Genomic DNA, 23,779 nt, shown 5'->3' with positions numbered 1-23,779 from the left:
GGCGGCGCGCGCCGCGGCGGCGGAGGCGGAGCGCGACGCCGACTTCCTGCGCCACGCGGCGGGGGAGCTGTCGGCGCTGGACCCGCAGCCGGGCGAGGACGCGAGCCTCGATGCCGAGCGACGGCTGATGAAGGCGGCGGAGCGGATCCGCGAGGATGTGGTGCGCGCCGGTCAGGCGCTGGGGCCCGACGAGGGCGCGGAGGGTCGGATGGCCGACGCCGCCCGCTGGCTCGACGACGCCGCAGGCGCGGCCGAGGGCCGGCTGGAGGCGCCGCTGGCGGCGCTGGGGCGCGCGCTGACCGAGCTCGGCGAGGCGCAGGCGGGGATCGAGGCGGCGCTTGATGCGCTCGACATCGACCCGATGCGGCTGGAACGGGTGGAGGAGCGGCTCTTCGCGCTGCGCGGTCTGGCGCGGAAACATCGGGTGGACCCGGAGGCGCTGCCGGCGCTGGCCGCCGATTTCGCGGCGCGGCTCGAGGCGCTGGACGGCGGCGAGGCGCGGCTGGGCGAGCTGCGCGCGGCGGCGGACACGGCCCAGGGCGAATGGCGGGCGCTGGCGCTGGCGCTGCGCTCGGCCCGGATGGCGGCGGCGGGGCGTCTGGATGCCGCGGTGACCGGCGAACTGGCGCCGCTGAAGCTCGACCGGGCGGTGTTTTCGACCGAGGTGGCCGACGGGACGCCGGGGCCGGACGGGATGGACCGGGTGGAATTCCGCATCGCGGCCAATCCGGGCGCGCCGGCCGGGCCGCTCGGGAAAGTCGCGTCGGGCGGGGAGCTGAGCCGGGTGCTGCTGGCGCTGAAGGTGTGTCTGTCGGGCGGGTCCGAGGGCGTGCGTTCGATGATTTTCGACGAGATCGACCGGGGCGTCGGCGGCGCCACGGCGGCGGCGGTGGGGGCGCGGCTGTCGGCCTTGGCCGAGGGCGCGCAGGTGCTGGTCGTGACCCACTCGCCGCAGGTCGCGGCGCGCGCGGACCGGCATTTCCGCATCGAGAAGCGGATGGACGCGGCCTCGACCCGCACCGAAGTGGCGGTGCTGGGGCCCGCGGCGCGCGAGGACGAGATCGCGCGGATGCTGGCGGGCGAGACGGTGACGGAGGCGGCGCGCGACGCCGCGCGGGCGCTGCTGGCCGGCTGAGGCCTTGTTTCGGGGACATCGCGGGGGGCGGCGGCGCGGACTGCGTCGCGGGCGGCCGTCCGCCGAGGGCTGCGCCCTCGGACCGCGCGAGACCGCGCGGAGATCCGCTGAGCGGATCGGGACGGCCTGGCGCCCGGATTGCGGACCGGGCGCCGGGCGGGACCGCCGCCCGGCTGGGCCGTCAGCCGAAGAGGTCGCCGGCGGGGGCCTCGCCGCAGCGGATCAGGCGCGACGTGGCGACGGCGGCCTGCCGGTGCTTCACCGCCTCGCGGTAGACCGGGTCGGTGATCATCGCGAGGAAATCGGCGGCGCGGGGATAGCGGGCGACGAAGACCTCGTCCCAATGCTCATCCTCCGGCCCGATCAGAACGCAATGCATCAGCCCGCGCCAGATGATCTTTCCCCCCACCTTCTGAAACACCGGGCCGCTGTCGCGACCGTAATTCGCATAGGCCTCGGCGCCGGTGAGGCCCTTGCCCGCCAGCGCGTGGCCCGCCTCGTATTCGGCGTGGTCGCGGAAGCGGACGAGGTTGAGCATTTCGACCGGCTCGTCGCGGGGCAGGGCTTTGAAGGCGTCGAACGCGGCGCGGGTGGGGTCGAGATAGGCTTCGGACATGGGGTTTCCTCCTGAGGCGGCCGGGGTCTGCGCCGCCCCGGTCCGTTTGATGGTCGGGGGCGGTCAGGCGTAGCGGGCGGGGGCGAGGGCGCCGGTGGCGGGGTCGGCCACCTGGGTCTCGGCCCCCGGGGCGATGTCGGTGTTCTGGGCGGCGACGATGCGCCAGCCCTCGGGCCGGGCCTCGCAGACCAGCATCAGCAGGGTGCGTCGCGGGCCTGCGGGGGCGCCATCGGGGCCGATCTGGCCGTCCATCCGCGCCCGGATCCGCGCGATGGCGGCGAAGGGGCCGAGCGGCCGCGTCTCCAGCCGTTCCTCGGTCAGCACGGCTTGGGCGAAGTAGGTCTGGAACGCCACGCCATGGGTGCGCCCGATCCGCCCCGCGCCATGCCACCAGAGCCCCGCGACATTCACGAAATCCGCGTCTTCGGCGAAAAGCGCGGCGAGGGAGGGCGCGTCATGGGCGGACCACAGCGCGAGGAAGGCGCGGGCGAGGCGGGCGGCCTCGGCCTCCGGTTCCGGTGCGGGCGCCATCAGTTCACGTCCAGCATCTTGCCCGGATTGAAGATGCCGTGCGGGTCCATCATCCGCTTGATCTCGATCATCAGGTCGAGCGCCGCCCCATGTTCCTGCCGCATCCACGGCGTCTTGCCCGCGCCGATGCCATGTTCGCCCGACATGGTGCCGCCGAGCGCGATGGCCCGCTCGCACCACGCCCCGGCGAGTTTCTTCAGCGCCTTCAACTCCTCCGGCTTCGCCGGATCGAAGGTGAGGCCCGCATGGAAATTGCCGTCGCCGACATGGCCGATGATCGCGCCGTCGAGGCCTGCGGCGTCGAGATCGGCGCGCGCGCCCAGCAGCATCTCGGCGAGGCGCGAGATCGGCACGCAGACGTCGGTCGAGATCCCGGTCATGCCGGGGCGCTGCGCGCGGATGGCGTAGAAGAAGTTGTGGCGGGCTTTCCACAGGTTCGCCCGCTCCTCCGCGTTCGAGGTCCATTTGAAGCCGAGGCCGCCATGGTCCGCGGCGATCTCGCCGAAGGTCTCGGCCTGTTCGGCGACGCCGGCGGTCGAGCCGTGAAATTCCAGGAACAGATGCGGCTGGTCGGGCAGGCCGAGCTTGCCCCATTCGTTCACCGCGTTGATCGAGCGGCGGTCGAGGAACTCGATCCGCGCCACCGGAATGCCCATCTGGATGGTCTGGATCACGGCGTTGACCGCACCCTCGGTGCTTTCGAAGGCGCAGGTGGCCGCCGACACCGCCTCGGGCTGGCCCCAGAGGCGGACGGTCAGCTCGGTGATGATGCCGAGCGTGCCTTCGGAGCCGACCAGCAGCCCCTTGAGGTCGTAGCCGGTGGAGGATTTGCGGGCGCGCGAGCCTGCGCGGATGATGCGGCCGTCGGGGAGGACGGCTTCCAGCGCCATGACGTTCTCGCGCATCGTGCCGTAGCGCACCGCGTTGGTGCCGGACGCGCGGGTGGCGGCCATGCCGCCGAGGGTGGCGTTGGCGCCGGGGTCGACCGAGAAGAAGAGGCCGGTGTCGCGCAGGTAGGCGTTGAGATCCTCGCGGGTGATGCCGGGCTGGACCACGGCGTCCATATCCTCGGCATGGACCTCCAGCACCCGGTTCATGCGGGCGAGGTCGAGGCTGATCCCGCCCTTCACCGCCAGCGCGTGCCCCTCCAGCGAGGTGCCGACGCCCCAGGGGGTGATCGGGCAACGCTCCGCCGCGCAGATCTTCACGATCTCGGAGACCTCCTCGGTGGTCTCGGGGAAGATCACGGCGTCGGGGAGGGCGTCGGGGTGCCAGCTCTCGTCATGGCCGTGATGTTCGCGGATGATCTGCGCGGTGCTCAGGCGGTCGCCGAAGCGGTCGCGCAGCGCGGCGATGGCGGTCTCGATGGTCATTTTGCGTCCTCCCGTGCGGGGAGCCTAGTCCTGCGGGCGGCCGGGGGGAAGCTTTGGCGCGCATGGGCGCGGCGCGCGAAAGTTCAGCGGGCAAAGGCGCGCGGGGGGGACAGGCGGGGCGCGCGTCGCCGCGCGCCCCGGTTGATCAGGCGACCCGCGCCCGCAGGCCGGACGGCAGAACGAGGTCGATGGCGAGCACCGCCAGCAGCGACAGGCCGGTCAGCGGGAAGAGCGCGCAGCAGACCAGCCCGATGACGAGCACCGCGCGGGGCGCGCGCCAGTCGCGGGGCGGGCGGGGGGCGCCGAGACCGCCTGCGGGGCGACGTTTCCACCACATGGTCGCCGCGGCCACGCACATCACGAGGATGCCGAGGCAGACCGCCAGCAACAGCAGCTGGTTCACGAGCCCGTAGCGCTGGCCCATATGCACCGAGACGCCCCATTCCGCGGCCCGTCCCAGCGGCCCGAGGCCGGCGAAGCCGACATCGTAAAGCACCGAGCCGGTATACTGGTCGAAATGCACCACCCGCTCCTGCGCGATGTCGTCGGGATAGACCGAGACGGTCCACACCCCCGTCGCGTCGCCGGGCGCGTCGAGCTGCCAGCCAGGCGCGACGCCGAGCCGCTCGACCTGCGCCACGATCCCGGTCAGCGACGCCGGCGCCCGCTCGGCCGCGGGGGCGGAGGCGGGGAGGGAGGAGACGGGCATCGGGGTCCGCTCCATGATCCAGGGCGCGCGGTCGAGCGCCTCGCCGGTCGGGACGCCGGAGCTGGGGTAGCCGGACCAGTAGCCGTCGGGCATCCCGAGCCCGAGGTCGTAGGAGATGGCGTAGAACTGCTTGCCCCAGAACCCCGACCACGGCAGGCCGCTGAGCGCGAGGAAGGCGAGGATCAGCCCGGCCCAGAGCCCGGTGGTGGCGTGCAGGTCGCGCCAGAACGGCCGGCCGGTCGCGCCCCGGCGCGGGAACAGCACCCCGACGCCGCGGCCGCGCGGCCACCAGAGATAGGCCCCGGTGAGGGTGAGGAGGATGGCCCAGCCGGCCACGGCCTCGATCATCCGGTTGCCCCACCAGCCGACGTAATCGAGCGAGTGCAGCTTTCGGACCACCCACATGGCGGTCGATCCCGGGGCGCCCGAGTCCCAGGCCTCGCCCAGCACCCGCCCCGTCCAGGGATTCACGTAGACGTTGAGTTTTTCGCCGGCCGCGTCGCGGATCCGCACTTCGGCCGAGCGGTCGGGGGCGGACGGGGCGCGGTAGCCGCGCAGCGTGCCCGGATAGGCCGTGAGCGCGGCCTCGGCGAGGGCGGAGGGGGGGAGCGGCGTCCCGGCCTCGGCCGTCACCTGCATCAGGTCGGCATGCAGCGCGGCGTTGATCTCGTCCTTGAACAGATAGATCGCGCCGGTGACGGCGAGCAGCGCCATGAAGGGCAGGACCAGGAGGCCCGCGTAAAAGTGCCAGCGCCAGACGGCGCGGTAGAGGGCGGAGTCGCCCGTGCGCCGGCGCGCGGCCGGGGCGGAAACGGGAAGGTCGGTCATGAAGCGTCCATGCGCAGGCTCAGCGCCGCGTGATGCGGGCGTGGGCCGTGAAAGAGGGGGGGTGGGGTCGCGTCAGGCCGGGACGGGCGGCGCGCGGGACCGGAAGAAGGCGGCGGCGGGCGCAGGCGCCGCCGCGCGGGAGGCCGCGGGCGGCGGCGCGTGGGAGACGGTGGGGCGCGGCGGCGCTTCGGGCGCGGCGGGGGCGGCCATCGCCGCGACCAGCCCGAACCAGGGGCAGGGGTCGGGGGCGTGGCCGTCGTCTCCGGCGGGAAAGCTGGGGGCGCCTTCGAAATCCGGGCCGGCCTCGGCCAGCGAGATCCACACGATCTCCGTGCCGGTGCAGATCGGGATCAGCCCGGCCTGGGCGCCCGCCCCGATCTCCGGGACCAGCGCCAGCGCCGCGCCCACCACCCGCAGCGACAGGACCAGGGCTGCGAGCGCGGCGAAGACCGCGCCAGGGCCCCGGCCCCGGCCCGACCGCGGCCGTGCGCCCGCCCGGAGCGGACGGCGCGAAACGGGCGAGGGAGGGCGTGAACGGACCATGTCGGCGACCATCGGTCGGGCGGCTGCGACGGGCAATGCGACCCCGCGCCCGTCATCGCGCCTTTTCAAGCCCGCCTCCGCCGGGTCATGTTGGGACCTCGTCGCGACGCGGCCCCCGACCGGGACCGCGCCGCCAAGAAACGCCACGCCGCCGACGCCTCTCCTGGCCCGCGCGGCCCGCCGGAGGAGACCCGTCCATGTCCGTCAACTACCCCTCGGCCGAGACCGCGCCCGGACCCGGCGATCCGATCCCCGATTTCGACGCCGCCCCGATCCTGACCCCGACGATGATCGTGCCGCCCGAGTGGATCGACTATAACGGCCACATGAACGTCGCCTATTACACAAGGGCTTTCGACGTCAGCTCCGAACACATCTTCGGCCCGATCCTCGGCGTCGGCGAGACCTTCGCCAAGCGCGACCGCATGGGCCCGATGATCCTCCAGCAGACCCTGCACTACATCGGCGAGCTTCTGGAGGGCGAGGCCTTCCACTGCGCCTATCGCCTGCTCGACTGGGACGCCAAGCGCCTGCATTTCTACGGCGAGATGCTCAAGGACAAGGACGGGTCGCTCTGCGCGATCTCCGAGTCGCTGTCGATCAACGTCGACCTCGACGCGCGCAAGTCGGTCGCCTATCCCGAATGGGCGCAGGCCCGGATCCGGGCGCTGGGCGAGTCGCAGGCGGGCCTGCCCCGGCCGGACCGCGCCGGCGCCGCCATCGGCATCCGCCGCAAAGGCTGAGACCGGGGGGGCGCGAGCCCCGATCCTCCCCCCCGGGGCGCAAGCCCCGGTCCCCTAGCGGAGACGCTCCCGACCATGGCCGAGCGGCCCTCGATCGCCACGCGGCTGCGTGGATGGCATGACCTGACGCTGGGCCTCGCGCGCGGCCACGCGGCGCGGGGCTGGCGGGCGGTGCGGCGGGACGGGCCCTCGCAGGCGCAGTTCTGGCTGATCGCGCTGCTGGTCGGCATCGGCGGAGGGGCGGCGGCGCTCGGCTTCCGCCTCGCCATCTCCTCGATTCAGACGCTGATCTACGGGGTGGACGACCACCGGCTGCATACCGTGCTGACCGGGCTCGACCCGCTGGTGATCGTGGGCGTGCCGATCCTGGGCGGGCTGGCGGTGGGGGTGATCCTGCACTTTTTCACGCCGGACGGGCGGGCGGGGTCGGTCGCGCAGGTGATCGAGGCCGCGGCGCTCCGCAACGGGCGGGTGCCGATCCGGTCCGGCATCGCCTCGGCCGTCGCCTCGATGATCACGCTGTCGACGGGGGGCTCGACCGGGCGCGAGGGGCCGGTGGTGCATCTCGCCTCGCTGATCTCCACCTGGGTGTCGGACCGCATCCACGCGGCCCCGGTCACCGCGCGCGACCTGCTGGGCTGCGCGGTGGCCGCGGCGGTGGCGGCGAGCTTCAACGCCCCCATCGCCGGCGCGCTTTTCGCCATGGAGGTGGTGCTGCGCCATTTCGCGCTGCACGCCTTCGCCCCCATCGTGATCGCGGCCATCGCCGGCACGGTGATCTCGCGCCTGCAGATGGGCAATGTCGCCGAGTTCCGCTTGCCCGACCACTCCCTCGCCTTCTACCAGGAGCTGCCGGCCTTCCTGATCCTCGGCCTCGTGTGCGGGCTGGCGGCGGTGCTGGTGATGAAGGCGGTGTTCGCGGCGGAGAGCTTCGGGGACAAGGTGCAGACCCGCACCCATATGCCGGGCTGGCTGCGCCCGGGCGTGTCGGGGCTGATCCTGGGGCTGATCGCGCTGCAGTTCCCCCACATCATCGGGGTCGGCTACGAGACCACGAGCCGCGTCCTGCAGGGCGACCTGGAATTCGGCGACGCGGTGCTGTTCGCGGTGATCAAGGCGATGGCCTTCGCCATCACGCTGGCGGGACGCATGGGGGGCGGGGTGTTCTCGCCCTCGCTGATGCTGGGCGCGATGACCGGGCTCGCCTTCGGGCATGTGGCGGTGAACGTCTTCCCGTCGGTCTCGGGGTCGGAGTCGCTCTATGCGCTCGCCGGGATGGGGGCCTTCGCCGCGGCGGTGCTCGGCGCGCCGCTCTCGACCGCGATGATCGTGTTCGAGCTGACCGGCGACTGGCAGGCGGGGGTGGCGATCCTCGCCTCGGTGTCGACCGCGACGGTGGTCTCGTCGCGCTGCGTGGACAAGAGCTTCTTCCTGACGCTGCTCGCCAGGCGCAACGTGCGGATCGCGGGCGGCCCGCAAAGCTGGATCCCCGGCACCATCCCGGTGCGCGACCTGCTGCGCCCGCGCGGGGCGGACGACGGCGCGTCCGACACCGCCTGCTGGGCGCTGGTGGAGCAGGGGGCGCGGCTGGATCGCGGCGACACGCTGGAGCGCGCCTTGCCGATGTTCGAGGCCTCTTCGGCCCTGACCATGATCCCGGTGGTGGAGACCGGGGCGGATGGCAAGCCAGAGCTGATCGGCGCGCTCTTTCACGTCGACGCGCTGAAGGCCTTCAACCGGGCCCTGATCGAGACCCACCATGAAGAGCATTCCTGAGCGGCCCGCCGCCCTCCGGCCCGTCTTGAAATGATCGAGCGATGGTCACGATGTTCCGCATCTTCGCCGCAAAGCGGTCACAGCGCATTTTAGGTTTCGATAGCAGAAGCGGTTGAGACCACCGCGCTGAACCGAAACCGAAAGGAATACGACATGCTGGGTTGGGCTCTTACTTTTCTGGTCGTTGCCATCATCGCCGGCGTTCTGGGCTTCGGCGGCATCGCCGCCGCGTCGGCCGGCATCGCCAAGATCCTGTTCTTCGTCTTCGTGGCGCTGTTCCTGATCGCCCTGATCGCCCGCGCCGTCCGCGGCCGCCCGCCGGTCTGACCGACCGCGCGCCGATCGTCCGCGCGCAAAGCGATGGCAGTTCCCCCGACGCCGTCGGCCCGAGAGGGTCGGCGGCGCGCGGCGTTTCGGGGGGCTCGCCGATCCGCCGCCAGGTCGTCGCCGCCGCCCGGCGGACCGGCGGCCGATTTGACCCGCGCGACGACGCCGCCCATAGTCGAGCCGACCCAGCCGCGATACGGACGGATGTCATGACCCACAGCGAAGTCATCGACGCGATCAGCCAGGCGCTGAGCGGCGAGCCGAGCGTTCGGGCGCTGTTTCTCAGCGGAAGTTTCGGAAACGGTCTGGCCGACGCCTACAGCGACATCGATTTCATTCTGATCAGTGAAGACGGTCCCACGGACCAGCTTGCGGAGATCTGGCGCAACGCCGTCAGCCAGACCGGCGACATCGTCCTGTGGTGGGACCGGACCCCGATCCCGGTGCTGATCAACGCCATCACCGCGGACTGGACCCGGACCGACGCGCTTCTCCTGAAGCCCGGCCAGCTGGGCGCCTATTCCCGGGACAAGCTCAAGCCCTTGTTCGACCACGATGGCCTCTACGACAGTTTGCCCGAAGTCATGCCCGAAGCCCCGCCGAACCTGTCGAAATTCAAACGCCAGGTCGAAGACTTCATCAGGATCGTCGGGCTGCTTCACCTTGCGGCCGGCCGGCAGGAATACATCAACGGCGTGCTGGGGGTGTTTCATCTGCGCAATTATCTGGTGGAATTGCTGATCGACGAAACCGGCGCACCGCATCGCGGCGGCATCCTGCACCTGAACCGGCTGATCACCGACGGACAGAAGGCGCTGATCACCGCGCTGCCGCCGGCCGTTCCGGAACGTGAGGCGATGATCTCCGCGCATCTCGCCTATGCGCAGGCGTATCTGCCTCGTGCGCGGCGGCGCGCGCGCGCCCTCGGGGTGGACTGGCCGGAAGCGTTCGAGGCGGCGACCTGGGCTCGGCTGGGCGAGACCCTGGGCGTCGCTCGACCCTACGATCCGGACTAGACGCCGCCGCGGGCGTCGGGGCCGCGTGTCGAGGCCGCCCCTGCGAAAGGCGCCCTGTCGCGTCGATCTCCAGCGGGCCTCACAACTGCTCGACCGTCACCCGCTCCTCGTCGAAGGCGAAATGGTCTGCCAGCGCCTCGGCCCCCGGCTCCGGGGTCTCCAGCGACCAGGCGGCGCCGCGGATCGCGCCCTGCATCGCCATGATGTCGTAGAGCCGCACCAGGCCCAGGCCGGGGCGGTTCTCCGTGGTCTGGGTCGCGTCGAGGAAGGTGAGGCCCGCATCGTCGCGCGGGAACCACACCTGCGGCGTCTCGGCGCCGGGCAGGGTGGCGCGCTGGGCGCGGGCGGTCTCGGCGATCACCGCGCCCCAGGCGCGGACCACGCGGATGCCGGGGGCGGGGACGATGTGGACGGCGCCGGAAGCGGGGTCGGTCATGTCAGGCCTTTCGGGCTCAGCCGGCGAGCGGGGCGCAGGCGGCGGTCAGCCAGGCGCGCTCGGCGGGGTCTGCGAGGAGGGGCGCGATCTCGGCCGCGACCCGGGCGTGATAGGCGTCGAGCCAGGCGCGCTGCGCGGGCTCCAGCAGGGCGGGCTCGATCAGGCGGCGGTCGATGGGGGCGAGGGTCAGCGTCTCGAAGCCCAGCATCTCGCGGTCGCCGCCTTCGGGGATGGCGGGGGGCGTGACGATCAGCAGGTTCTCGATGCGGATCCCGTAATGGCCCTCGCGGTAATAGCCGGGCTCGTCGGAGAGGATCATGCCCGGCTCCAGCGGCACGGCGGACCGGCGCGACAGCGCGGCGGGGCCTTCGTGGACGCCGAGATAGGCCCCCACCCCGTGGCCGGTGCCGTGGTCGTAGTCGAGGCCCGCGCGCCATAAAGCGGCGCGGGCCAGCGCATCCAGATCCCGGCCGGCGAGCCCCTTGGGCCAGCGGGCGCGCGCGATGTCGATCATGCCGCGCAGGACCAGGGTGAAGGCGCGGGCGGCCCCCTCGGGGACCGGGCCGGTGGCGAGCGTCCGGGTCACGTCGGTGGTGCCGTCCTGATACTGGGCGCCCGAATCCACCAGCACCAGGTCGCCGGGCGCGACCCGCCGGTCGGTGGCCTTGGTCACCCGGTAATGCACGATGGCCCCGTCCGGCCCCGCCCCGCAGATGGTGTCGAAGGAAATATCCTTCAGCAGGCCGGTTTCGCGCCGGAACCCCTCCAGCGCCTGCACCACGTCGATCTCGGTCAGATCGCCTTCGGGCGCGGTCAGCTCCAGCCAGCGCAGGAAGCGGGCGAGCGCCGCGCCGTCGCGGCGATGGGCTTCGCGGGCGCCGTTCAGCTCGGCCTCGGTCTTGCGGGCCTTGGGCAGGATGCAGGGATCCTGGCCGCGCTCCAGCGTGACGCCCGCGTCCTCCAGCCGCTGGGAGACCCAGACCGGGGCGGAGGTCTTGTCGACCAGCACATGCGCCCCCGCCAGCGCATCGAGCGCCGGCCCCAGCGCCTCGGGCGGGGCGATGGAGATCTGGTTGCCGAGATGGGTGCGCACCTCGTCCGAGAGCTTGGCGGCGGCGATGAAGAGGGTGGCCTCGCCGGACGGGCGCAGCAGGGCGAAGGCGTGGGGCGCGGGCATGCGCGCCACGTCGGCGCCGCGGATATTGAGCAACCAGGCGATGGAATCGGGCAGGGTGATCACGGCGGCGTCGAGCCCGGCCTCCTCCAGCCCGCGCCCCAGCCGGGCGCGCTTGGCGCTGGAGCTTTCGCCGGCCAGCGCCTCGGGATGGACCGCCACGGCGCCCATCGGGGGGGCGGGCTGGTCGGCCCAGATCCGGTCGACGAGGTTTTCGGAGGCGATCAGTTCGGCCCCCGCCGCGGCCGCGGCCTTGCGCAGCGATTCCAGCCCGTCATGGCCGTGCAGCCACGGGTCGTAGGCGAGCTTCTGGCCGGGGCGCAGCGTGGCCTTCAGCCAGTCCTCGGGGCGCTGGGTCTCGATCTGCACATAGTCGAAGGCTTCGCCGTCGACTTGGTCGCGGACCTGCAGCGTGTAGCGCCCGTCGACGCAGACCGCGGCCCGGTCGATCAGCGCGATGCCGAGCCCGGCCGAGCCGGTGAACCCGGTCAGCCAGGTCAGGCGCTGGTCGCGCGGCGCGACGGTCTCGCCCATATGGGCGTCGCCGCGGGGGATCAGGAACCCGTCGGCGCCGGCGCGCACCATCTCGGCGCGCAGCGCGGCCAGGCGGGCGGGTCCGGCGGCGCGGTCGCCCTGGGTCTCGAAGCTTTGGAACATGCGGCCTCCGGTGTCGGTCAGGAGCGAAGCTAGGCCCAAAGGCGGCAGGGTTAAAGAGGCGCGGCCGCGGCGTTCAGGAGTGGGGCGTTGGGTGTGGGGCGGGGTCAGGTGGCAGGCCAGGCGAGCAGGCGCTTGCGCTCCATCGCGTAGGCCACCGGCTCCCAGCCCACGATCAGGGCCATGCGGGCGCCGTCGTCGCGGGTGAGATAGAGGCGCTCGCGCCGCCGCCCGCGGTCGAAGCCCTCGGCGAAGGCGCGGCCGGTCCAGGTCTCGCCGTCCAGCGTCAGGGTGGCGACGCCGTCGTCGGCGATCCGCGCCTCGGCCAGCGCGCCGCCGGGGGTGGGGCGCAGCAGCAGGCGGCGGTCGTCGGGGCCGTCGGGCGATTCCACCGCGACCATGGCGAGGTCGATGCCCGCCTGGCGCGACACCAGCCGGGCCGAGACCCCGGGCGCGTAGCGGAAAGCGGAGGGCGGGGCGAAGAGCCGGTCGCCGGCGGCGAGCAGCCGGCAGCCGCAATCCGGCGCGGCCGGCGGATCGAGGGCCGAAAGTTCGAGCAGGCAGAAATGCAGCGCCCCCTCGGCCGCGGTGACGAGGTCGGGCCCGGCGGCGGCGGCGCGGGCCGGGCAATGGTCGGCCGGGTCGCCCTCGGCGAGCGCCACGGGGCCGGGAAACAGGCTCAGGGCCCGGCCCTCGGGCGAATCATGAATCAGCGGGACCGCGGCGCCTTCCACCCGCCGCAGACGGCCGCCGGAGGTCGGATGCGGTTCCTCCGCGATGCGCCCTGCGATGCGCGCCACGTCGGCCGCGCCGTCCTCCGAGGCGGTCCGCAGGCTCGGGTCGGCGGTCGAGCTTGGTGCATAGATGAACGAACGCGCCGCAAGTCCCGCCGAATCCGGCTGATTCTGAACGGATGTGCAGGCGGCCAGCGTCAACGCCGTCGCGACGAGCCCGAGCGGAAAAGGTGGACGTTTCAGCATTTTCGAGCCATCTAGGTCAGGGGGAAGCGTCGTGCGCGCGCAAATGCGCATTTTGTTGCGGCACGTCATATGAATGACGTATATCCAACCGACGGGTAAAGCACGTTCAGAGTCTGGGGTTAGGTATTTGACTGGGGAAGTCATCAAGGTGTCCCGGTTCGTGACCGGCAAGGTCAAGTGGTATGACGCCGAAAAGGGCTACGGCTTCGTCGTTCCGGTCGAGGGCGGCCCGGACGTCATGGTCCATGCCGCGTGCGTTCGCGCGGCGGGATTGACGCATCTGGAAGAAGGCGCGAACGTTTCGCTCACCGTGGTCCGAGGCGACCGCGGCCTGCAGGCGACCGAAGTGGTCGGGGTGGCCGAGGCGGAGGAGGTCGAGGAAAGCCCCGAAGCCAAGGAAGCCCGTCCCACCGAGATCGCGGCCGAGGCCGAGCCGGAGGGGGAGTTCCTCGCGGCTCGCGTCAAGTGGTTCAACAAGCAGAAAGGCTTCGGGTTCCTCAACGTGTTCGGGGATCCGGCCGACGTTTTCGTCCATATGGAGACCCTGCGCCGCCACGGCTTCCAGGATCTGCAGCCGGGCGAAGCGCTCTGCGTGCGGCTGGTCGCGGGGCCTCGCGGCGCCATGGCCGGCGAGATCTGCCGATGGGAGGAGGTCGTGCGCACGTGACCGGCGCAGGATCCGACAACCTCGGAACGGGCATGGTCGGATCGGAGCGCCCGGGGCGGGCGTCCCGGATCCGGCTGCTCGCCGCGGCTCTGCTCGCCGCGGGGGCCCTCGGCGTCGCGGCGCAGGCGCAGGCGCAGGGCGGCCCCTGCCGCGACGACCAGATCGATTTGCGCGGTCCCGACGGGGCCGCGCGTTTCGTCGTGGAGATCGCCGACGAGCCCGAGGAGCGGGCCCGCGGCCTGATGTTCCGCGAGGAGATGGCGCAATCGCACGGCATGCTCTTCCTGTTCGATCCGCCGCAGCCGGTGGTGTTCTGGATGCGTAACACGCCGCTGCCGCTGGATCTCGTGTTTCTGGATGCGGCCGGCCGCGTGCTGAACGTCATCGCCGAGGCCACGCCCTATTCCGAGGATCATCTGCCCTCGGACGGGGACGCGCGCGCGGTGCTGGAGATCAACGGCGGACTGGCCGCGCGTTACGGCATCGGCATGGGCGCCGTGGCGCGTCATCCGGGCTTCGGATCGGACGCCGACTGGCCCTGCTGAAGGCTGGCGCTGACGAAGCCTGCGCGCTTCGCCTCAGGCCTGCGCCCACGCTCTTGTGCGCCGGCCCGGGCTCGGCTATCCGGGGCGCGTCGGGGCGTAGCGTAGTCTGGTAGCGCGCCGGTTTTGGGAACCGGAGGCCGCGAGTTCGAATCTCGCCGCCCCGACCAGCCTCCGCTCCCCCAAATCCGCTTCGACGCCCCCGAACCCACGCGGCCCCGAACCCCACGCGCCGGCCCGGGATCAGACCGGATCGCGCTTTTCGGCCAGCCGGGTCCGGGCGAGCGCGCAGTCTGCGTCCATCTGGGCGATCAACGGCGCGATCCCGTCGAATTTCAGCTCGTTGCGCAGGTAGCTGATCAGGCCGACCGAGATCTCGGCCCCGTAAAGATCGCCGCAGAAGTCGAAGATGTAGGTTTCGAGGTTCGGCGCGTAGGTCCCGAAGGTCGGCCGCACGCCGAGGCTCGCCGCCCCGCCATAGGTCCCGGCATGGGGCCCGGTCAGCACCTGGACTTCCACAGCGTAGATGCCGAATTTCGGCAGCAGCAGCCCCTCGAGTTCGAGATTGGCGGTGGGGAAGCCGAGGTCGCGGCCCCGCTTCTCGCCATGCGCCACCACCCCGTCGATGCGGTGCCAGTGGCCCAGCATCTCGGCGGCGGTCTGCGGGTGCCCCGCGGCCAGCGCTTCGCGGATGGCGGTGGACGAGACGCGGGCGCGGTCCCCGTCGGCCGTCTCGCCGGCCAGCATCGGGGCGGCGGTGACGTCGAAGCCGTATTGCGCGCCGAAGCGGGCGAGCGCGTCGACGTCGCCGCCGCGGGCCTTGCCGAAGCGGAAATCCTCGCCGACCACCACATGGGTCAGGCCGAGGCCGCGGGCGAGCACGTCGCGGGCGAAAACCTCCGCTTCCAGCGACGCCAGCGCCTTGTCGAAAGGCAGCGGGAACAGCAGGTCGACCCCGATCCGCTCCAGCCGATGCGCGCGCGAGGCCGCGTTCATCAGGCGGAAGGGCGGGGCGTCGGGGGCGAAGACCTGGCGGGGATGCGGTTCGAACGTCACCACGCCGAGCGGCGCGCCCCGCGACGCGCCATGCGCCCGCGCGAGATCGATGACCGAGCGGTGGCCGCGATGCACGCCGTCGAAATTCCCCATGGCGGCGGAGGCGCCGCGGTCCTCGGGCCGGACCTCGGCCACGGACTGGATGATCCGCATCGTCTCCCCGGTTTTTCCGGCCCGGACGGACGCGCCGCCGGGGCGGGGTCGCGGGCCATGTTCGAACTTGGCGGAGGGCGAAGGGCGCAGGCCCCGCCCGTTGTCCCGACCCTATCGCCCACGGGGCCGGCGCAATCAAGGGCGCCCCTGCGTCCGACCCTGCGCGAAGCGGCGCGGGGGGCTGAATCGAAAGGCCCGCCGGGGGCGCCGGCGGGCCTTTTCGCGGGACGGGGCCGCGGGCGGAGGGGCGCAGGGCCCCCGCGTCAGTCGAACTTGGCGGAGGGGGCGAGGACCAGCGCCTCGCCTTTCAGGACCGGCTTGCCTGAGACGCTGCAGATGCAATCGAGGGTGACGCGGCGCTTGGCGTGCTCGATCTCGCGCACCGTGACACGGGCCTCCACCGTGTCGCCGGGGCGGACGGGCGCGAGGAATTTCATGGTCTGGCCCATGTAGACCGTGCCGTGGCCGGGCAGCTGCTCGCCGATCACGGCGGAGATCAGGCCGGCGGTCAGCATCCCGTGGGCGATGCGTCCGCCGAAGATGGTGTCCTGGGCGTAGGCGTCGTCGAGATGCACAGGATTGCGGTCGGTCGAGACCTCGGCGAACAGCTCGATATCGCGGTCCGTGATGGTCTTGAGCAGGTAGCGGGACATGCCGATCTCGATGTCCTCGATGCAGATCGTGCCGCGGGGGAGGTTGTCCAACATGTCGCGCTCCGGTCCTGCGGGGGCCGGATTCGGCCCCGCGTGCTGCACATGCACATAGCGCGAGCTGCGTTAACGCGCAACTATCTTGCGCAAGATAGTGCGATTCGACGGCATCGGGTCGTAATTTTGTTGCGTCGTTCGCGTGGCGCGTTCAGCGGCAGCCCTGGAATACGGTGGCGCGGTCGGGTTCGATCAGGGTCACGGTGATCGCGTCGCGGTCGATCCAGGTCCCGGCGCCGGGCGAGATTCGGGCGGCGAGCCGCAGCCCGCCCGGCATGGGCGCGAGGCTGGCGGGGGCGAATAGCCCGGGCTCGTCCCCCTCCACCACCGCCACCGCATGCTCGGAGAGCGGGCCTTCGAGATGCAGGTCGGCTTCCAGCCTGCGGTCGACGCGGGCCCCGCCTTCCGCCCCGATCAGCGGGCCGGTGACGCTGAGGCCGCAATCGGTGAGGGCTGCGCCCACCGCCGCCGCCGGGCGAGGCAGATCGGCCAGCGCCGCGCGGATCGGTTCCCCGTCGGCGCGGATCGCGCGGGGCAGGTCGAGGACCATCTCGACCATCTCCGGCATGCAGATGTCGGAGCAGACGCCATAAGCGAAGCTGAGGCGCAGGGTGACCGACTGCGCGGGGTCGACCGGCGTCACCTCCAGCGGCAGCACCACGCCGCCCTTGTAGCCCAACGTGAGCATTCCGAAGCTTTCGAAAGCATGGGGGCGGGGCCAGCGCACGGCGAGCGCGGCGACGTTCCGCGACCCGGTCCAGTCGAAGTCGGGGGGGATGCCGGCGTCGCCGGGCACGCGCCAGTAGGTCTTCCAGCCGGGGTCGAGCGCGATGCTGAGACCGGCGACGCGGGCGCCTTCGGGCGTGGGCCAGCCGGCGAGCAGGGCGGTGCGCGACCGCTGGCCTTCGGCCTGCGCCGCGACGGGCGCGGGGGCGGCCGGGGCGACGCGCCAGGTCGCCAGCAGCCCGCCGCCTGCCGGCGCCGGGGTGGCGACGCTCGCGGTCAGCAGGGCGGCGAGGCCGAGCGCGGCGCGTCGGCGCAGGCCGGCCTCGCCGGGGCCGGGGCGACCGCACGCGCGACCGACGGAATCGGCCGGCGGCGGGGCGGAAGAGGGCTTGGCTGCGATCATGCCCACTCCCTTAGCGCGCCCCGGGCGCGGGCCGAAGTCACGTTCCGGCGAACCGGGCGTGGGACGGGCCCGCTGCAGGACGGCCTTGGCGATCCGGGGACGAAAACGGCGGAGCCCTGGTTCCTCCGTCGAGCGGGCGGGCTCCGAGATCGCCGGTCGAACGGTTGTTTTTCACGATATCCCGTTGAACGGGCGCTGGGGGAGGTCCATCATCCGTTCCATGATGCCCAATTCAGACCCTCCCGCAGGCGCGCCGTTCGATCCGCCGGCCCCCGACGCACCGGCCCTGGCCGAACCCGGGCCGCTGGAGGGCGAGCTGCTGGTGGCGATGCCGGGCATGGGCGATCCGCGGTTCGCCCAGTCGGTGATCTTCCTCTGCGCCCATGGCGACGAGGGGGCGATGGGGCTGATCGTGAACAAGCGCGCCACCGGGCTGAGTTTCTCGGACCTGCTGCGGCAGGTGGGGGTGAGCCCCGGCGAACAGACGGGCGACGTGCGTGTGCATTTCGGCGGACCGGTGGAGCGGGCGCGGGGCTTCGTGCTGCATTCCGACGACTGGGAGGCGCCGGGCGCCACCAAGCCCCTGCCGCGGGGGCTGGCGCTGACCGCGACGGTGGACATCCTGCGCGACATCTCGGCCGGGCGCGGGCCGCGTCAGGCGGTGCTGGCGCTGGGTTATGCGGGCTGGGCGCCGGGGCAGCTGGAGGCGGAGCTGCAGGCCAACGGCTGGCTGACCTGCCCGTCGGACGCGGAGCTGGTGTTCGGCGACGAGGACGAGGGGAAATGGGCGAGCGCGATGCGCAAGATCGGCGTGGATCCGTCGCTTCTGTCCTCGCAGGGCGGAACCGCCTGAGGCGCGCCAGGGCTTGATGCGGGGAGCGGCGGGCTCGCGCCCGCCCTACGGCGACGGCGACGGCGACGGCGCCGTGGCGCGTAGGGCGGGCGCGAGCCCGCCTTGCCCGGCCGCGAAGACCCCCACGCGCCCGGACCGTTCGCACCCGTTCAGAACGGCATCTTGGTCCCGTCATACATCTCGAACGCGCCGGTCGTCTCCGGTCCCAGCGCGTCGAAGCGGGCGAGCAGGCCCGCGGCGCTTTCCTCGGGGGAGATGTCGGCGGAAGATCCGCCCATGTCGGTGCGCACCCAACCCGGGTGGTAGGCGCCGACGGCGATGCCCTCGGGCGCCAGATCGGTGGCGAGGTTGCGCGCGAGGTTGGTCGCGGCGGCTTTGGAGGCGCGGTAGATGTAGCCGCCCCCCTTGGCCCGCTCGGAAGAGCCCATCTGGGAGGAGACCACCCCGATCCGGCCGCCCGGGCGGCGGAGAAGGGGAACCAGCGCCTCGATCACCTGGAAGACGCCCATGACGTTGACCGCGAAGCTCTGCGCCCAGGCCTCGGGCGGGAACACCGGGTCGCCGAGCTTGCCGCGGCCAAGATAGATCCCGGCGTTGCAGACGATGAGGTCGAGGGGCTGGCCGGCCAGACGCTCCGCCAGCGCGGCGCAGGAGGCGGGGTCGGCGACGTCGAGCGACTCGACCTGCGCGCAGGCCGTGAGTTCCGCCGGCGCGGCGGCCGGGTCGCGCAGGCAGGCCACGACCCGGTCGCCCCGGGCCGCCGCCTGGAGGGCCATCTGCAGGCCGATCCCTCGGCCTGCGCCCGCGATGAGGACCGTCGCCATCAGATCTTCTGGTCGTAGTCGCCGACCGAGGGCTCGGTCCGGATCACCGCGTCGAGGTCGGCGAAGATCGCCCGCATCTCGGCCTCGGACTCGGGGCTCTCGCAGACCACCACCAGGTTGGGCGTGTTCGACGAAGCGCGCACCAAGCCCCAGGCGCCGTTGTCGAGCATCAGGCGGGCGCCGTTGACGGTGATGACCTCCTTGATCGCGCGGCCGGCGAGCTTGCCGCCGGATTCGGCCAGCTCCACCAGCTTCTTCTGCAGCCGCTCCAGCACCTGATACTTCTCCCCGTCCGGGCAGAACGGCGACATGGTCGGCGTCGACCAGGTCTTGGGCAGGGCGTGCTTGAGATCGGACATCGACTTGGTGGGATTGCGGTCGAGGACCTTGCACATCTCCACCGCCACGCGCATCCCGTCGTCGTAGCCGCGCCCGATCGGCTCGGCCAGGAAGTAGTGGCCGGACTTTTCGAAGCCGGCCAGCGCGCCGATCTCGGCGACGCGACGCTTCATGTGGGAATGGCCGGTCTTCCAGTAGTCGGCCTTGATGCCGTATTTCTGCAGCTCGGGGTCCGAGGCGAAAAGACCGGTGGACTTCACATCCGCCACGAAGGTCGCGCCCGGATACATCGGGGCCAGGTCGCGGGCCATGATCACCCCGACCTTGTCGGCGAAGATCTCGTCGCACTCGTCATCGACCACGCCGCAGCGATCCCCGTCGCCGTCGAAGCCGAGCGCGAGGTCGGCGCCCGATTCCTTCACCTTCGCGGCCATGTCATGGAGCATCTCCATGGCCTCGGGGTTCGGGTTGTAATGGGGGAAGGTGTAGTCGAGATCGGTGTGCAGCGGCACGACCTCGACCCCGATCCGCTCCAGCACCTTGGTGGCGTAAGCCGAGGCGGTGCCGTTGCCGGTGGCGCAGACCACGCGCAGCTTGCGGGTCATTTCGAAGTCGCCGCAGAGGTCGTCGATATAGGCGTCGAAGACGCCGTCGACGCGGGTGATGGAGCCGCCGGGCGCGGGCTTGGCGAGTCCGTCCATCACGATGGTCTTGAGGCGGGCCATCTCATCGGGCCCATGCGTCAGGGGCCTGTGAAAACCCATCTTCACGCCGGTCCAGCCGTTGGGATTGTGCGAGGCGGTGACCATGGCGACCGCGCAGTCCAGGTGGAACTGGGCGAAATAGGCCATCGGGGTGATGCAGGGGCCGATGTCGAGCACTTCGATCCCCGCCTGCATCAGGCCGATGGAGAGCGCGTTCTTGATCGACAGCGAATAGGATCGGTAGTCGTTGCCGACCGCGATGCGCGGGGCCACGCCCGACTCGATCATCTGGGCGCCGATGCCCATGCCCAGCGCGGTGATGCCGGGCAGGTTGATGTCGTCGGGGAACCGCCAGCGGGCGTCGTATTCGCGGAATCCGGTGGGCGTGATCATCGGCTCGCGCAGCTCGTCCCAGGTGTTGGGGGCGACGGCGGGAAGCGGCTTGGTCATCGTCATGGGCTCCGGTGCGGTCCGTGGGGACTTGGGGTCTGGTCTGGGCTCGGGGCCGATTTATGGCGCACGGATGGGGCGATGGCGAGGCCGGATGCGAACTGCGCCTGAGAGCCGCGGCGACAGGGGGCGCGCGCCCCGCGCCGGGGAAGAGGCGGAACCTCCGTCGCCGTGGGCGTCGCTGCGCCGCGGCGCTGTTGATGGACGCGGGCGCATTCCATGCTAAAAGACCGCCGACAATCATGCCGAGGCCGCGATGATCGATACGCTCAAGAGCATCTTCACCTGGTGGAACGGCGCTCCCCTCCTGACGCGCTTCTTCGTCTCCAGGCAGACGAAGGTGGGCGAGGACGAGATGGGCAACACCTACTGGCGCACCCATGACGGCAAGCGCCGCTGGGTGCTTTACAAGGGCGAGACCGAAGCCTCGTCGGTCAACGCCGACTGGCATGGCTGGCTGCATTTCACCTATGATCTGCCCCCGACCGAGGCGCCGCTGAAGCGTCAGGCCTGGGAGAAGCCGCATATCCCCAACATGACCGGCACCGCCGCCGCCTATCACCCGCCAGGCTCGGTGCTGAGCCCCGCGTCGCGGCCGCGGGTCTCGGGCGACTACGAGGCCTGGGCGCCGGAGTGAGGCGACCCCGGCGGGCGAAAGCGCCCCCGGCCCGCCCTCGCGACGCCCCGACCTCGCCGTGTTCGCGCCCTTGCGTCGCTGCAAGGTGAGGTGACAAGGCGCGCGTCGCCGACCATGCTCGGACGATCGCCCCGTCGCCCGGACAGACGGTCGAAAGATTGCATGGGGTGCGCGCGGGAGGCTCGGCGGCGACTCCGGTTCGCGGGCCGCGCGGTTCGATCACCCGCACCGCGCGGCGACTGAACCGGCCGCATGCCGCGTTGGATCCAGGCGGCGCGGCCCGACGACATGAGCAGAACGCGGCCCAGCGCCGCGATCACGACGAGGGCGCGGATCCCGTTCCGCGCGGACTGAAGGACGAAGCATGGCGAGCAGCGCAGCCGAAACCCTCATCGGCGCGGCGGTCCTGGCGGCCGCGGCGGGCTTCATCGCCTATGCGGCGCAGACGGCCGACATTTCGGGCCCCGGCGGCTCCCGCTACGAGATCACGGCCGGCTTCCGCAAGGCGGTCGGCGTGTCGGTGGGCACCGATGTGCGCATCGCCGGCGTCAAGGTCGGGGCGGTGTCGGGCTTGACGCTCGACCCCAAGACCTACCGGGCGCAGGTCACCCTCGCCATCGACGATGCGATCAAGCTGCCCGACGACAGCGACGCGGCCATCGCGGCCGAGGGGCTGCTCGGCGGCAACTACGTCTCGGTCACCCCCGGCGCGTCGGACATCATGCTCGCGCCCGGCGAGGAGATCATGTTCACGCAGGGGTCGGTGGATCTCATGGACCTGGTCGGGCGGGCCATCTCCTCGGCCGGGTCGACCAGCCAGTGAGCCGCCCTCCCGCCGAGCCGGTCGAGGACGTCCGTCCCGACCATTGGTCCGCGTCGGACTACGCGGCCGCCGCGCGATTCGTGTCGGATCTGGGCGCGCCGGTGGTGGCGCTTCTGGATGCGGCGCCGGGCGAGCGGATTCTCGATCTCGGCTGCGGCGACGGCGCGCTGACCGAGGCGCTGGTCGCCGCGGGGGCCGAGGTGGTGGGGCTCGACGCCTCGCCCGACATGGCGGCGGCGGCGCGGGCGCGGGGTCTGGACGCCCGGCTGGGCGACGGCGCGGCGCTGCCCTTCGCGGCCGAATTCGACGCGGTCTTCTCCAACGCCGCCCTGCACTGGATGACCGACCCGGCCGCCGTGCTCGCCGGCGTCGCCCGCGCCCTGCGCCCGGGCGGACGCTTCGTGGCCGAGCAGGGCGGCATGGGCAACGTCGCCGCGATCCGCACCGCGCTGATCGCGGTGCTGGCGGACGAGGGCGTCGAGACCACCCTGCACGACATCTGGTTCTTTCCTTCGCCGGCCGAGCAGACCGGGTTGCTGGAGGCGGCGGGCTTCGTGGTGGAGCGGATCGAGCTGATCCCCCGCCCGACCCCGGTCGCGGCGGGGATGGAGGCATGGCTGGCCACCCTGGCCGCCCCTGCGCTCGCCAAACTGCCCGAGGCAAGGCGCGAAGCCGCCCGCGCCCGAGTGGCGGCGCTCGCCCGCCCGGCGCTCTGCGACGCCGGCGGAAACTGGACCGCGGACTACGTGCGGCTGCGCTTCCGGGCGCGGCTGGCGGGCGGCGGGGCATCCCGGGAGGCGTCGTCATGATCCGTCATCCGCGCACCGTGCCCGGCCTGCGCCGCCTGCTCTGCGCGTCGCTGGCGCTGCTGTCGGCGGTCCCGGCGCTGGCGCTGGCCCAGGCCTCGGGCGACGGGCTCGGTTCCGACGCGCCCCGGCGCGGCGCGCTGAGCGAGAATTTCCGCGAGGTCCCCCGCGATGCCGAGGGCCGGCTGCGCGAATACGAGCCGCCGACCCTGCCGCGTCAGGACATGGTCGAGGCTTCCCACGCCCGCCTTCGGATGCTCGACAAGATGACCGGCCAGGTGGAGACGCTGGAGATGGACGCCGGCGAGACCCTGGTCGAGGCCCGGCTGGAGCTGGCGCTGAAGGCCTGCCGGGTCCCGGTGGGCGACGATCGCGGCGACGCGGTGGCCTATCTCGCGATCCGCGACCTGCGCGAGGACGCGCCGCGGTTCGAGGGCTGGATGTTCGCGGCGTCCCCGGCGCTGTCGGCGCTGGACCACGCCCGCTACGACGTCTGGGTGGAAAGCTGCAGCACCCGCGCCGCGTCGGGCGCGTCGGGCAAGGAATAGAAGTCGGCCGGGGTCTTCAGCGCCGTCTGCAGCATCGCATGGTAGACGTCGCGGTCGACCTCGGTCGCGCCGAGCTTCCTGAGATGCTGGGTGACGAACTGGGTGTCGAGCAGGCTGAAGCCGCCGGCGCGCAGGCGCGCCACCAGATGCACCAGCGCGATCTTCGAGGCGTCGGTGCGGCGCGAAAACATGCTCTCCCCGAAGAACGCGGCGCCGAGCTGCACGCCGTAGAGGCCGCCGACCAGCGCGCCGTCCATCCGCACCTCGACCGAATGCGCGTAGCCGAGGCGATGGAGCGTGCCGTAGAGCTCGCGGATCTCGGGATTGATCCAGGTCTCCTCGCGCCCGGCGCAGCCGTCGAGCACGGCTGAGAAATCGCGGTCGATGGCGACCTCGAACCCGCCGCGGCGCAGCGTGCGGGCGAGGGATCGCGGCACGTGCAGGCCGTCGAGGGGCAGGATCCCGCGGCGCTTGGGATCGACCCAGAAGATATCGTCGGCGTCGGCGCTCTGGGCCATGGGGAACACGCCGGCGGCGTAGGCCCGCAAGAGCAGCGTCGGCGTGATGCGCAGCGGTTCGACCGGTTCGCTCATGGGGGGCTCCCGTTTGGGCCAGTCTAGGGGGCCGGGCGGCGTCGGCGCAATGGCGAAGGGGACCGCGGGCGGGCGGCCGGGCCGCGCGACCGGCGTCGCGGCGGCGG

26 protein-coding genes and 1 tRNA gene are annotated in these 23,779 nt (G+C 72.2%); 13 read left to right on the top strand and 14 right to left on the bottom strand.

Annotated features, from left to right (window positions below):
• Positions 1-1,135, top strand: a 1,135-nt coding sequence (locus ACTB72_RS11175; protein WP_463037073.1) for a DNA repair protein RecN, incomplete at its 5' end; no start/stop codon positions are given.
• A 181-nt stretch (positions 1,136-1,316) separates the two neighbouring features.
• Here ACTB72_RS11175 and ACTB72_RS11170 read toward each other — a convergent pair.
• The 5 genes from ACTB72_RS11170 to ACTB72_RS11150 form a co-directional block, all read right to left on the bottom strand.
• Positions 1,317-1,751, bottom strand: a complete 435-nt coding sequence (locus ACTB72_RS11170; protein WP_463037072.1) for a DUF1330 domain-containing protein — start codon at positions 1,749-1,751, stop codon at positions 1,317-1,319.
• 63 nt (positions 1,752-1,814) lie between these two features.
• Positions 1,815-2,282: an SgcJ/EcaC family oxidoreductase gene (locus ACTB72_RS11165; RefSeq protein WP_463037071.1), complete on the bottom strand. Its 468-nt coding sequence runs from the start codon at positions 2,280-2,282 to the stop codon at positions 1,815-1,817.
• Entirely contained in the window at positions 2,282-3,655 is a 1,374-nt protein-coding gene (locus ACTB72_RS11160) for an FAD-binding oxidoreductase (RefSeq protein WP_463037070.1), read from the bottom strand. The genes ACTB72_RS11165 and ACTB72_RS11160 overlap by 1 nt, the downstream gene beginning before the upstream one ends.
• A 145-nt stretch (positions 3,656-3,800) precedes the next feature.
• The gene (locus ACTB72_RS11155; RefSeq protein ID WP_463037069.1) at positions 3,801-5,192 is read right to left on the bottom strand and encodes a PepSY-associated TM helix domain-containing protein; all 1,392 of its coding nucleotides are present in this window, start codon (positions 5,190-5,192) and stop codon (positions 3,801-3,803) included.
• Between the two features lie 72 nt (positions 5,193-5,264).
• Positions 5,265-5,735, bottom strand: coding sequence for a hypothetical protein (locus ACTB72_RS11150; protein WP_463037068.1), 471 nt, complete (start codon positions 5,733-5,735; stop codon positions 5,265-5,267).
• Between the two features lie 197 nt (positions 5,736-5,932).
• Between ACTB72_RS11150 and ACTB72_RS11145 the strand changes: the two genes are divergently transcribed.
• From ACTB72_RS11145 to ACTB72_RS11130, 4 genes are all read left to right on the top strand, one after another.
• Complete coding sequence (locus tag ACTB72_RS11145) at positions 5,933-6,478, top strand: thioesterase family protein (protein ID WP_463037067.1); 546 nt, start codon at positions 5,933-5,935, stop codon at positions 6,476-6,478.
• A gap of 75 nt (positions 6,479-6,553) precedes the next feature.
• Positions 6,554-8,254 (top strand): chloride channel protein, encoded by a 1,701-nt coding sequence (locus tag ACTB72_RS11140; protein WP_463037066.1) that lies wholly within the window; start codon positions 6,554-6,556, stop codon positions 8,252-8,254.
• Between the two features lie 153 nt (positions 8,255-8,407).
• Positions 8,408-8,581: a DUF1328 domain-containing protein gene (locus tag ACTB72_RS11135; protein ID WP_463037065.1), complete on the top strand. Its 174-nt coding sequence runs from the start codon at positions 8,408-8,410 to the stop codon at positions 8,579-8,581.
• A gap of 209 nt (positions 8,582-8,790) precedes the next feature.
• On the top strand, positions 8,791-9,597 hold the full coding sequence (locus ACTB72_RS11130; RefSeq protein ID WP_463037064.1) for a nucleotidyltransferase domain-containing protein: 807 nt from the start codon (positions 8,791-8,793) through the stop codon (positions 9,595-9,597).
• Positions 9,598-9,676: 79 nt separating this feature from the next.
• Here ACTB72_RS11130 and ACTB72_RS11125 read toward each other — a convergent pair whose 3' ends face one another.
• The 3 genes from ACTB72_RS11125 to ACTB72_RS11115 all read right to left on the bottom strand — a co-directional run bounded on the left by ACTB72_RS11125 (position 9,677) and on the right by ACTB72_RS11115 (position 12,661).
• The gene (locus tag ACTB72_RS11125) at positions 9,677-10,033 is read right to left on the bottom strand and encodes a DUF427 domain-containing protein (protein ID WP_463037063.1); all 357 of its coding nucleotides are present in this window, start codon (positions 10,031-10,033) and stop codon (positions 9,677-9,679) included.
• A 16-nt stretch (positions 10,034-10,049) separates the two neighbouring features.
• The gene (locus ACTB72_RS11120) at positions 10,050-11,864 is read right to left on the bottom strand and encodes an aminopeptidase P family protein (protein WP_463037062.1); all 1,815 of its coding nucleotides are present in this window, start codon (positions 11,862-11,864) and stop codon (positions 10,050-10,052) included.
• 104 nt (positions 11,865-11,968) lie between these two features.
• Complete coding sequence (locus tag ACTB72_RS11115; protein WP_463037061.1) at positions 11,969-12,661, bottom strand: hypothetical protein; 693 nt, start codon at positions 12,659-12,661, stop codon at positions 11,969-11,971.
• A gap of 328 nt (positions 12,662-12,989) precedes the next feature.
• Here ACTB72_RS11115 and ACTB72_RS11110 point away from each other — a divergent pair, with 328 nt between their 5' ends.
• From ACTB72_RS11110 to ACTB72_RS11100, 3 genes are all read left to right on the top strand, one after another.
• Positions 12,990-13,508: a cold-shock protein gene (locus ACTB72_RS11110; protein WP_463037060.1), complete on the top strand. Its 519-nt coding sequence runs from the start codon at positions 12,990-12,992 to the stop codon at positions 13,506-13,508.
• A complete protein-coding gene (locus tag ACTB72_RS11105; protein ID WP_463037059.1) occupies positions 13,505-14,053 on the top strand; it encodes a DUF192 domain-containing protein in 549 nt (182 codons plus the stop codon). The genes ACTB72_RS11110 and ACTB72_RS11105 overlap by 4 nt, the downstream gene beginning before the upstream one ends.
• Positions 14,054-14,143: 90 nt before the next feature.
• A tRNA-Pro gene (locus ACTB72_RS11100) sits at positions 14,144-14,220 on the top strand.
• 73 nt (positions 14,221-14,293) lie between these two features.
• Here the strand turns inward: ACTB72_RS11100 and ACTB72_RS11095 are convergent.
• The 3 genes from ACTB72_RS11095 to ACTB72_RS11085 all read right to left on the bottom strand — a co-directional run bounded on the left by ACTB72_RS11095 (position 14,294) and on the right by ACTB72_RS11085 (position 17,095).
• A complete protein-coding gene (locus ACTB72_RS11095) occupies positions 14,294-15,259 on the bottom strand; it encodes a bifunctional riboflavin kinase/FAD synthetase (protein WP_463037058.1) in 966 nt (321 codons plus the stop codon).
• Between the two features lie 263 nt (positions 15,260-15,522).
• Complete coding sequence (locus ACTB72_RS11090) at positions 15,523-15,966, bottom strand: MaoC family dehydratase (RefSeq protein ID WP_463037057.1); 444 nt, start codon at positions 15,964-15,966, stop codon at positions 15,523-15,525.
• Between the two features lie 151 nt (positions 15,967-16,117).
• Positions 16,118-17,095, bottom strand: coding sequence for a protein-disulfide reductase DsbD domain-containing protein (locus tag ACTB72_RS11085; RefSeq protein ID WP_463037056.1), 978 nt, complete (start codon positions 17,093-17,095; stop codon positions 16,118-16,120).
• A gap of 220 nt (positions 17,096-17,315) precedes the next feature.
• Between ACTB72_RS11085 and ACTB72_RS11080 the strand changes: the two genes are divergently transcribed.
• The gene (locus ACTB72_RS11080; RefSeq protein ID WP_463037055.1) at positions 17,316-17,948 is read left to right on the top strand and encodes a YqgE/AlgH family protein; all 633 of its coding nucleotides are present in this window, start codon (positions 17,316-17,318) and stop codon (positions 17,946-17,948) included.
• A 149-nt stretch (positions 17,949-18,097) separates the two neighbouring features.
• On the opposite strand, the gene ACTB72_RS11075 is transcribed toward ACTB72_RS11080, so the two are convergent.
• Both ACTB72_RS11075 and ACTB72_RS11070 read right to left on the bottom strand, forming a co-directional pair.
• Positions 18,098-18,772: an SDR family oxidoreductase gene (locus tag ACTB72_RS11075; protein ID WP_463037054.1), complete on the bottom strand. Its 675-nt coding sequence runs from the start codon at positions 18,770-18,772 to the stop codon at positions 18,098-18,100.
• Positions 18,772-20,265 carry a phosphomannomutase/phosphoglucomutase gene (locus tag ACTB72_RS11070; protein ID WP_463037053.1) on the bottom strand — a complete coding sequence of 498 codons (1,494 nt, stop codon included), beginning with the start codon at positions 20,263-20,265 and terminating at the stop codon, positions 18,772-18,774. Before ACTB72_RS11070 ends, ACTB72_RS11075 begins: the two co-directional genes overlap by 1 nt.
• A gap of 259 nt (positions 20,266-20,524) precedes the next feature.
• Between ACTB72_RS11070 and ACTB72_RS11065 the strand changes: the two genes are divergently transcribed.
• The 4 genes from ACTB72_RS11065 to ACTB72_RS11050 all read left to right on the top strand — a co-directional run bounded on the left by ACTB72_RS11065 (position 20,525) and on the right by ACTB72_RS11050 (position 23,079).
• Positions 20,525-20,902, top strand: coding sequence for an NADH:ubiquinone oxidoreductase subunit NDUFA12 (locus ACTB72_RS11065; RefSeq protein ID WP_463037074.1), 378 nt, complete (start codon positions 20,525-20,527; stop codon positions 20,900-20,902).
• Positions 20,903-21,266: 364 nt separating this feature from the next.
• Positions 21,267-21,725 (top strand): outer membrane lipid asymmetry maintenance protein MlaD, encoded by a 459-nt coding sequence (mlaD, locus tag ACTB72_RS11060; protein ID WP_463037052.1) that lies wholly within the window; start codon positions 21,267-21,269, stop codon positions 21,723-21,725.
• Entirely contained in the window at positions 21,722-22,534 is an 813-nt protein-coding gene (locus ACTB72_RS11055; RefSeq protein WP_463037051.1) for a class I SAM-dependent methyltransferase, read from the top strand. The genes mlaD and ACTB72_RS11055 overlap by 4 nt, the downstream gene beginning before the upstream one ends.
• Positions 22,531-23,079 carry a DUF2155 domain-containing protein gene (locus ACTB72_RS11050; protein WP_463037050.1) on the top strand — a complete coding sequence of 183 codons (549 nt, stop codon included), beginning with the start codon at positions 22,531-22,533 and terminating at the stop codon, positions 23,077-23,079. The genes ACTB72_RS11055 and ACTB72_RS11050 overlap by 4 nt, the downstream gene beginning before the upstream one ends.
• Here the strand turns inward: ACTB72_RS11050 and aat are convergent.
• Positions 23,016-23,672: a leucyl/phenylalanyl-tRNA--protein transferase gene (gene aat, locus ACTB72_RS11045; protein WP_463037049.1), complete on the bottom strand. Its 657-nt coding sequence runs from the start codon at positions 23,670-23,672 to the stop codon at positions 23,016-23,018. The genes ACTB72_RS11050 and aat overlap by 64 nt on opposite strands.
• Positions 23,673-23,779 lie beyond the last annotated feature (107 nt).

This window comes from Albimonas sp. (assembly GCF_055129145.1).
This window is presented reverse-complemented; position numbering and strand designations above follow the sequence as displayed.

Coding starts and splice junctions, on each gene's coding strand:
- ACTB72_RS11170 (WP_463037072.1), bottom strand. CDS start 1,751: ATGTCCGAAGCCTATCTCGACCCCACCCGCGCCGCGTTCGACGCCTTC.
- ACTB72_RS11165 (WP_463037071.1), bottom strand. CDS start 2,282: ATGGCGCCCGCACCGGAACCGGAGGCCGAGGCCGCCCGCCTCGCCCGC.
- ACTB72_RS11160 (WP_463037070.1), bottom strand. CDS start 3,655: ATGACCATCGAGACCGCCATCGCCGCGCTGCGCGACCGCTTCGGCGAC.
- ACTB72_RS11155 (WP_463037069.1), bottom strand. CDS start 5,192: ATGACCGACCTTCCCGTTTCCGCCCCGGCCGCGCGCCGGCGCACGGGC.
- ACTB72_RS11150 (WP_463037068.1), bottom strand. CDS start 5,735: ATGGTCCGTTCACGCCCTCCCTCGCCCGTTTCGCGCCGTCCGCTCCGG.
- ACTB72_RS11145 (WP_463037067.1), top strand. CDS start 5,933: ATGTCCGTCAACTACCCCTCGGCCGAGACCGCGCCCGGACCCGGCGAT.
- ACTB72_RS11140 (WP_463037066.1), top strand. CDS start 6,554: ATGGCCGAGCGGCCCTCGATCGCCACGCGGCTGCGTGGATGGCATGAC.
- ACTB72_RS11135 (WP_463037065.1), top strand. CDS start 8,408: ATGCTGGGTTGGGCTCTTACTTTTCTGGTCGTTGCCATCATCGCCGGC.
- ACTB72_RS11130 (WP_463037064.1), top strand. CDS start 8,791: ATGACCCACAGCGAAGTCATCGACGCGATCAGCCAGGCGCTGAGCGGC.
- ACTB72_RS11125 (WP_463037063.1), bottom strand. CDS start 10,033: ATGACCGACCCCGCTTCCGGCGCCGTCCACATCGTCCCCGCCCCCGGC.
- ACTB72_RS11120 (WP_463037062.1), bottom strand. CDS start 11,864: ATGTTCCAAAGCTTCGAGACCCAGGGCGACCGCGCCGCCGGACCCGCC.
- ACTB72_RS11095 (WP_463037058.1), bottom strand. CDS start 15,259: ATGCGGATCATCCAGTCCGTGGCCGAGGTCCGGCCCGAGGACCGCGGC.
- ACTB72_RS11090 (WP_463037057.1), bottom strand. CDS start 15,966: ATGTTGGACAACCTCCCCCGCGGCACGATCTGCATCGAGGACATCGAG.
- ACTB72_RS11085 (WP_463037056.1), bottom strand. CDS start 17,095: ATGATCGCAGCCAAGCCCTCTTCCGCCCCGCCGCCGGCCGATTCCGTC.
- ACTB72_RS11080 (WP_463037055.1), top strand. CDS start 17,316: ATGATGCCCAATTCAGACCCTCCCGCAGGCGCGCCGTTCGATCCGCCG.
- ACTB72_RS11075 (WP_463037054.1), bottom strand. CDS start 18,772: ATGGCGACGGTCCTCATCGCGGGCGCAGGCCGAGGGATCGGCCTGCAG.
- ACTB72_RS11070 (WP_463037053.1), bottom strand. CDS start 20,265: ATGACCAAGCCGCTTCCCGCCGTCGCCCCCAACACCTGGGACGAGCTG.
- mlaD (WP_463037052.1), top strand. CDS start 21,267: ATGGCGAGCAGCGCAGCCGAAACCCTCATCGGCGCGGCGGTCCTGGCG.
- ACTB72_RS11050 (WP_463037050.1), top strand. CDS start 22,531: ATGATCCGTCATCCGCGCACCGTGCCCGGCCTGCGCCGCCTGCTCTGC.
- aat (WP_463037049.1), bottom strand. CDS start 23,672: ATGAGCGAACCGGTCGAACCGCTGCGCATCACGCCGACGCTGCTCTTG.